We start from the raw sequence: 4,378 nt of genomic DNA, 5'->3' as shown, positions 1-4,378 counted from the left end.
CCATCTAGCAATTTTATGCTCCCAGTTACATCCGTTGTCCTTAAATAAAACTGTGGCTGGTAATTCGCAAAAAATGGTGTATGCCTTCCTCCTTCCTCTTTCTTTAATATATAAACCTCCGCCTTAAACTTTCTATGCGGTGTTATCGTCCCCGGTTTCGCTAATACTTGCCCTCTCTCCACTTCTTCTCTTTTTGTTCCTCTTAACAATATTCCTACATTGAGTCCTGCACTTCCCTTATCCAGCAACTTCTTAAACATCTCAACACCTGTGCATATCGTCTTTTGCGTCGCTTGCAGACCTATTATCTCTATCTCTTCTCCCGTCTTTATCTCTCCCTTCTCTATTCTTCCTGTTACCACTGTTCCTCGCCCCGATATCGAAAATACATCTTCGATTGGCAATAAAAATGGTAAATCCACAGGCCTTGGTGGAACCGCTACATATTCATCTAACTTTTCCATCAATTTGTCTATTGATTTCTTTCCATATTCGCTGCTGTCATCCTCCAGCGCCTTGAGTGCTGAACCAACCACCACAGGCACTTCATCCCCTGGAAATCCGTATTTACTCAGTAATTCCCTCACTTCCATTTCTACTAAATCTATCATATCAGCATCAGCAACATCAGCTTTATTTATATACACCACGATATATCCAACACCTACCTGCTTCGCCAGCAATATATGCTCTCTCGTTTGTGGCATTGGCCCATCAACCCCCGACACTACCAATATCGCCGCATCCATCTGTGCTGCACCTACTATCATATTCTTTACATAGTCAGCGTGTCCAGGACAATCAACGTGTGCATAATGCCTTTTTTCCGTCTGATACTCAACATGCGCTGTTGCTATCGTTATCCCCCTCTTCCTTTCTTCTGGCGCTTTATCTATCTGATCGTACGCTACAAAATTTCCATAATGCTTTGTTATCGCCGCTGTTAACGTCGTCTTCCCATGATCCACATGTCCTATTGTTCCCACATTTACATGCGGCTTTCCAAATGCTTCCACTATTGCTGTCATGATTTAAACTTTTCTACCTAAAATACAAATACATCAATAAATAATATGTTGATTTTATAAAAATACAACAAAAAAAAGAGCGGATAGTGGGAATCGAACCCACGTCACTAGCTTGGAAGGCTAGAGCTCTACCATTGAGCTATACCCGCACAATGGAGGAGGTAGGATTCGAACCTACGTACGCTCACGCGGACAGATTTACAGTCTGTTACCTTTAACCACTCGGTCACTCCTCCGCAAAAATTTGTTAAGAGAATACTATTTTAGCATCTTAACTTAAGCTCTTATTGTATTTAATACTAAGCGCCTAAAATTAAAAAATCAAGCAATAAAACCTACCCTGATTAAAATCACGCAGATTTCATTTTATACAACACAATATTGTCAATAAAACGTTTAAACAAATAATGCGAATCATGCGTACCTGGCGCTTCTTCTGGATGGTATTGCACAGAAAAGACTGGGTAATCCTTCATCATTATTCCCTCTACACTATTATCAAATAGAGAAATGTGAGTAACTTCAACATTACTTAGAAGAGAAGCTGAATCAACAACGAAACCATGATTTTGGCTAGTGATCTCAACTTTTCCACTAATTACATCATAAACTGGATGGTTACTCCCTCGGTGACCTATATCCATCTTGATGGTCTTTGCCCCCAAAGTAATCGCAAGTAATTGATGGCCCATGCATATGCCAAAAATTGGTATTTTAGATTTTATAATAATGTCTATTTCTGAAACTACACTTTCTCCTATTTCTTGCGGATCACCAGGACCATTTGAAAGCACTATCCCATCTGGATTCATACTCAACACTTTTTGAGCAAAACCTGTGCTTGGTCTGATTAATTCAACTGTACAACCAAGTTCTATTAAGCGTGAAACTATACTGATTTTTACGCCAAAATCAACGATTACAACCCTATATTTTGCATTAAGGTCACTTTTAAAATTACTATGCAAGCTGACTTTATTGGTTATTTCTATCCCATTTACAGATTTGTATTCCTTCAATTTGTCCAACGCATGCGCCTTACTCGATGAGCATATCATTCCATTTTGAGATCCATGTTCTCTCAAATGTCTCGTTAAAGCTCTAGTATCAACTCCTGATATCCCAATCACGTTATTTTTCTCTAACCAATCATTTAAACTGATATATGAAGAAGGGTGGGACATAGAAGAAAGTTCACGCATAACCACACCACTTGCAAAAATTTTCTTTCCTTCATTATCCTTATGGTTTATTCCAACGTTACCAATATGAGGAAAAGTGAACGTTATAATTTGATCGGCAAAAGAAGGATCAGTTATAGTATGCTGATAACCGGTCATACCAGTGGTAAAACAGACCTCACCTATGCATTTGCCTTTTTTACCTACTGATTTTCCCCAAAAGCACTTGCCATCTTGTAAAATTAAAACTGCGTCCTGCACTTCATTATCTATTTAACTGATTCAAGACAGTATACAAGAATTTCAAATAATACGTAACTCTTTCTAAAATTCCAAATTTAACCACGAAGCAGCAAAAAATAACATGAAAAACTTTTAATACAATCTTTCATATAAAATATATAGTTGACTACCTTCATATTTCGTATTAGATATAGGTAGATCATAAGTAAAGTGGAGGGTAATAATGAACACTGGTACAAATCAATCAAAAAAAATAAATGAGAAGTGGTTAGCTGGAGGAATTGGCGCGCTATCATTTGTAGTGATGCTACCGTCGATTCTTCTTTTAGCAAAAATAGCTATAGGGCTAATTATGGTTTCAGTTGCAGCAATAGCGATAAAAGTTGCCTTAAAAACAATATCGAATGCTTTAGAGGATAAACAGGCAGATCAAAGCCAAGCGACGCAACAAACAACACAAAGTAAGATTATAAACCTGGCTATTGGATTAACATCTATATTCGTAGGAGGATTATCACTATTCATTATAGCACAAACTGGCTTAATTGCAGCATGTGCAGCTATAACTGCTTTAGCTCTACACGAATATGTTAAAAATCAAGAAATAGGAAAAGAGATAAATGATAAATTCGATAAGGTAGCTGACGATACAATCAATTTTATTGTTAGCAGTGTTGAAAAACTTATTCCAACAAAGCCGCCAGGCATAACAACCTAAACTGTCTCCGTTCAGGGCATAAGTGTTACAAGTAGCATTATATAAAGCGATTAATGGCATCCTCCTGATAATAGAATGATTGTATCTGTTCAGGGGCATCGCAAATATTGAAGCAAAAGTGGTCAGTGCTTACTATACGAATATTGTGATTTGAATCCACTAGGGAGGATGTCATCCCAGTGCCCAGACACTGGGATCCAGGAATTTTGATTAGAGATTAAATTGGTGAGTATAAGAGTAGCTAATCCTACGTTAAAATACAACGTTTTTAATGGGACTGCGTAAAAGGGCCGGATTCCAGTGTCAAGCACTGGAATGACACCTTTGTGTTTGAGGCAAAACCTGCTATAACATTTCTTTGCAAACAAACGTTCGTACAGTTATGTATCAGCTACTTTCATGGCACCATTTGTTGTAAACTCACATTTCTCTATGATTATCTTTATTTGCCGCTTTCCCGAACGGATGCTCTACAGTTATTTCCTCATTAATGGAGCGAGGTGCACCGGAACCAGGTACAACGATATTCTCGTGCGATTGCATATCCTTCTTTTCCTCACATGGTGTTTGCTTAATGAAATGTTCTACTAAAACTTCACATAAAGCTTTACCTTTTATAAGCACAGCCTCGTTTTGCTTAGCTAACTCTAAAATTTCCTTTGGTTCAACATCTTTACCGTCAATAGTTGATTTTTTAATACTAACTTGACCTAAATTTATATTTAGAACAACAGTACAGTTAAGGTCTTTTCCAGATTCATCTTTTGCACCCCAACTAATTTCGATGTCACATATTGCAAATTCTGTAAAGGAGTAGTTCCTCTGTTGTTTCTCATTTTTCTCAATTTTTACTATTTTTTTACCATTGCTGTGTATGTTTACGATTTTTATTTCACTTTTCTCTTCTTCCATTCTTTTAATTTTTCTACTGAAAAAACTGCTGGTTTTTAAAGCCTGCGCAAGTTTAATAACGTTGATATTAAGATTTCTATGGATATTGCGAACTTATCCTTGATACGGTGCTGGAGGTCCATTAAATAGAGCAACTAGATCACTATTTAAAAATTCCTTATTTAAAAATTCTTTTGCATCATGCTCTCCTACGCTAATTCCATCCAAATATAGCATTTCTCATAATAGTCCGAACAGGTCATAGGAAGGCAGAATCAACAGCACGACGAAAGGATTCGAATAGAGGAATGTTTTTC

5 protein-coding genes and 2 tRNA genes are annotated in these 4,378 nt (G+C 37.2%); 1 reads left to right on the top strand and 6 read right to left on the bottom strand.

Going from position 1 to position 4,378, the window contains the following annotated elements; all coding sequences use genetic code 11:
* The 4 genes from tuf to carA form a co-directional block, all read right to left on the bottom strand.
* Nucleotides 1-1,028: elongation factor Tu (tuf, locus tag OZD66_RS00595; RefSeq protein ID WP_275021895.1), on the bottom strand; the 1,028-nt coding region annotated here is incomplete at its 3' end.
* A gap of 78 nt (nucleotides 1,029-1,106) precedes the next feature.
* Nucleotides 1,107-1,177 (bottom strand) — tRNA-Gly (locus tag OZD66_RS00590).
* Between the two features lie 4 nt (nucleotides 1,178-1,181).
* A tRNA-Tyr gene (locus tag OZD66_RS00585) sits at nucleotides 1,182-1,264 on the bottom strand.
* 114 nt (nucleotides 1,265-1,378) lie between these two features.
* On the bottom strand, nucleotides 1,379-2,470 hold the full coding sequence (carA, locus tag OZD66_RS00580; RefSeq protein ID WP_182366960.1) for a glutamine-hydrolyzing carbamoyl-phosphate synthase small subunit: 1,092 nt from the start codon (nucleotides 2,468-2,470) through the stop codon (nucleotides 1,379-1,381).
* A gap of 205 nt (nucleotides 2,471-2,675) precedes the next feature.
* Here carA and OZD66_RS00575 point away from each other — a divergent pair, with 205 nt between their 5' ends.
* Nucleotides 2,676-3,170 carry a hypothetical protein gene (locus OZD66_RS00575; protein WP_182366963.1) on the top strand — a complete coding sequence of 165 codons (495 nt, stop codon included), beginning with the start codon at nucleotides 2,676-2,678 and terminating at the stop codon, nucleotides 3,168-3,170.
* 420 nt (nucleotides 3,171-3,590) lie between these two features.
* On the opposite strand, the gene OZD66_RS00570 is transcribed toward OZD66_RS00575, so the two are convergent.
* Together OZD66_RS00570 and OZD66_RS00565 are read right to left on the bottom strand one after the other, a co-directional pair.
* Nucleotides 3,591-4,082, bottom strand: a complete 492-nt coding sequence (locus tag OZD66_RS00570) for a hypothetical protein (RefSeq protein WP_259348516.1) — start codon at nucleotides 4,080-4,082, stop codon at nucleotides 3,591-3,593.
* A gap of 93 nt (nucleotides 4,083-4,175) precedes the next feature.
* Nucleotides 4,176-4,298, bottom strand: a complete 123-nt coding sequence (locus OZD66_RS00565; protein WP_259348517.1) for a hypothetical protein — start codon at nucleotides 4,296-4,298, stop codon at nucleotides 4,176-4,178.
* Nucleotides 4,299-4,378: the final 80 nt, after the last annotated feature.

The sequence above is a fragment of the Wolbachia endosymbiont of Drosophila baimaii genome (genome assembly GCF_028982185.1).
Lineage (GTDB): Bacteria > Pseudomonadota > Alphaproteobacteria > Rickettsiales > Anaplasmataceae > Wolbachia > Wolbachia pipientis.
The sequence above is the reverse complement of the archived record's forward strand: the minus strand, read 5'-3'. Positions and strand labels throughout refer to the sequence as shown.

Bases quoted from the DNA above. Each gene is read 5' to 3' on its own strand.
- OZD66_RS00575 (WP_182366963.1), top strand. From the start codon at position 2,676: ATGAACACTGGTACAAATCAATCAAAAAAAATAAATGAGAAGTGGTTA.
- OZD66_RS00570 (WP_259348516.1), bottom strand. From the start codon at position 4,082: ATGGAAGAAGAGAAAAGTGAAATAAAAATCGTAAACATACACAGCAAT.
- OZD66_RS00565 (WP_259348517.1), bottom strand. From the start codon at position 4,298: ATGCTATATTTGGATGGAATTAGCGTAGGAGAGCATGATGCAAAAGAA.